Raw genomic sequence first — 2,526 nt, forward strand, 5'->3', positions numbered from 1 at the left:
ACGAATCTGTTTTGAATAACTGCCGATCTGTTCAATGACTTCCAGCAGACGCTGGTTAATATCGGCGTTGTCCACATCCTCGACGTCAGGAAGAGACACAAAGACGCCATTAGCAGACTGCGCCACAGCATCAGCAATGAAGTGAGTTCCACCAGCACGTTGCAAAATCATTGCCAATCCCAGCGGGAAAATCTGATCGCCATCAGCACGAAGGCGGTTAAATAATGCGTTCTCTGTTACATCCAGCCAGTCAGCTGCTTCAGCGTAACCACCCGGCAACTTTGCGATAGTTTTTCTGACAGCTTTCACGTACCACTCAGGCTGTTTTTCTACTTTCCAGTGATGCTTACCCACGGTTAGCCTCATCGTTCTGTGGTTTCTGTTAATCGATTTATCCATTAGATTTTTCATAAAGCTCAGGTTTAAATGGCAACCGTCCGCAAGTTCTATATGCAGCTTCTGCTGCACGTCCTTTTGGAATTAACTGGCCCGGACGGTTTCGCCACTGATAAACGGCTTCAGTTGTTATGCCGAAAAAAGCAGCAACTTTCTCAATACTGCCGAAGTAGCTTTCGATATCGTCAGTTGTCATACGCCCTCCAAACTAAGTTTTATTAGATGATAATTACAAATCTATCTTTGGTCAATAAAAACTAAGATTACTTAGCAATTCAAGAAATGGTGCTCCTATGGAAACGGTTGGTCAGCGTATAAAAGCTCTGAGAAGAGTTACCAGAACGTCCCAGAAAGAATTGGGTAAATTTTGTGGAGTAAGCGACGTTGCTGTGGGGTACTGGGAGAAAGACATCAATACCCCTGGTGGGGAGGCACTTTCGAAATTAGCGAAGTTCTTCAATACGTCAATAGATTACATTCTTTATGGTGCTGAGTTTGAAGGCAAACTCGTCACAAACATGCGCAGAGTTCCTGTAATATCGTGGGTTCAGGCTGGGCAGTTTACTGAGTGCAGGGCAGCAGAAGTGTTTAGTGAAGTGGACAAGTGGGTAGATACATCATTAAAGATTGGTGATAACTCATTTGCATTAGAGGTTAAAGGTGACTCCATGACTAACCCTAATGGCCTCCCAACAATACCAGAAGGCGCAACAGTGATTGTAGATCCAGATGCAGAAGCTCGTCATGGAAAAATAGTCATCGCTCGACTTGATGGAACAAACGAAGCTACAGTAAAAAAATTAGTCATCGATGGCCCTCAAAAGTTTTTAGTGCCATTAAATCCTCGGTATCCCAACATCCCTATCAATGGTAATTGCCTTATCATTGGTGTAGTCAAAGGAGTTCAATACGAACTCTAAGACCTCTCTTCTCTAACTAAGGCACCGAACTAAGAAAAGTTTGGTGTTTTCTCTTGCCATAATAACTAAGTTAAGTTAGATTTTATGTCAAAGATAACGAACAGGCAGGACGCCCACGAAGTAGCCGCCGGTGGCGTATGAATGACCGGATGATTCGTTAAATACTATGTGTAAGAGAGCGCAAATGAACCGTTATTTCACATGCTCGTTTTGTGGCGCAAACGAGCTGCAGGCAAAAAAATCATCGCCAAAGGCGGAAAAGATGAAGTTGCTATCTGCTCTGAGTGCGTAGTCTTGTGTGTCGGAGCATTAATCAATATCAGCACAACTATTCAGTTCACACCAAATGAGAATGCACCTTTAGATGCGCGGAAATCTGGAGGTTAAAGAACAAAATGAAAGTCCAGATTTTAAACAATAGTGGTGAAGTCGTTTGGTCATACGACATAGCCGCTCCTGTAGATCAGAGCGGCGATAGCTGGACCAATGGGAAACATCAGGCTATGGCTGGAGTTGTATTCTCTTTACGCCGTGCTTTGGAACAGGCTGAAGTATTTCCATCAGACCCTGAATGGAAATGGCCTTTTTCTATTTGTCCAAATTCGGAGAGCACATTTCAGAAAATTGGTCAGAAAGTCGCACTCGAAGAGCATCAGCCAACTGTTTCCTGATTATTTCAGGTAACTCGTCGGCATCGCAGAAACAACAACTCTCGATCATGTTGAAAGCCGATTCGTAGAACTGTTTCTGCTGAGTGTCGCTGAGACAGGAAAAGAGCGACGTTACGATGATTTTATTAATTGCATTATCAAGTTCTTTTTCATCAAAAGTCATTTGATTTTCCTTTTATGTATACGGGCTTAAAAGGATACCACCGAGCCTGAAGTGGTGAAAAGACAGGCACATAACAGCTAAGTATTTTCAACCAAAGAGAATCCTTGGCGTTGTGGTGAATGCGGCTCAGCGCACGCGGGTTAAGGTTGAGGCTGACAGTCGACCTTCTGTGGATACCCACCCGTCTGGTGTGCAACCTTCGCCAGGCACCGGGAGGCACCCGGCACCACAACTTTATGCTGTGTGTAGTCCTGGCGGTACCAGTTTGTACCCTTGCTTCCGGCTGGTACCGTCCTTTTTACAAAACAGAGAAGAGCATCACCGGACGACGGGCTCATAACCCAATCCATCCGGGCGGCTGCCACCGCAGGTGTTC

The 2,526-nt window shown here is 44.9% G+C and carries 3 protein-coding genes and 2 pseudogenes; 3 read left to right on the forward strand and 2 right to left on the reverse strand.

The genetic code is table 11. The annotated features are described in order from the left end of the window. Both ymfL and ACJHYR_RS27450 read right to left on the reverse strand, forming a co-directional pair. Positions 1-354 (reverse strand): annotated as a pseudogene (gene ymfL / locus ACJHYR_RS27445) (protein YmfL); the annotation flags it as partial. Between the two features lie 37 nt (positions 355-391). Then, positions 392-592 carry a Cro/CI family transcriptional regulator gene (locus tag ACJHYR_RS27450; protein WP_000205494.1) on the reverse strand — a complete coding sequence of 67 codons (201 nt, stop codon included), beginning with the start codon at positions 590-592 and terminating at the stop codon, positions 392-394. Positions 593-689: 97 nt separating this feature from the next. On the opposite strand from ACJHYR_RS27450, the gene ACJHYR_RS27455 reads away from it, so the two are divergent. The 3 genes and pseudogenes from ACJHYR_RS27455 to ACJHYR_RS27465 form a co-directional block, all read left to right on the forward strand. After that, on the forward strand, positions 690-1,316 hold the full coding sequence (locus ACJHYR_RS27455; RefSeq protein WP_410233196.1) for a LexA family protein: 627 nt from the start codon (positions 690-692) through the stop codon (positions 1,314-1,316). Positions 1,317-1,711: 395 nt separating this feature from the next. Continuing rightward, positions 1,712-1,987 (forward strand): hypothetical protein, encoded by a 276-nt coding sequence (locus ACJHYR_RS27460; protein ID WP_001306230.1) that lies wholly within the window; start codon positions 1,712-1,714, stop codon positions 1,985-1,987. A gap of 275 nt (positions 1,988-2,262) precedes the next feature. After that, positions 2,263-2,526, forward strand: a pseudogene (locus tag ACJHYR_RS27465) (hypothetical protein); the annotation flags it as partial.

This window comes from Escherichia sp. WS1450 (assembly GCF_046487395.1).
GTDB lineage: Bacteria > Pseudomonadota > Gammaproteobacteria > Enterobacterales > Enterobacteriaceae > Escherichia > Escherichia coli.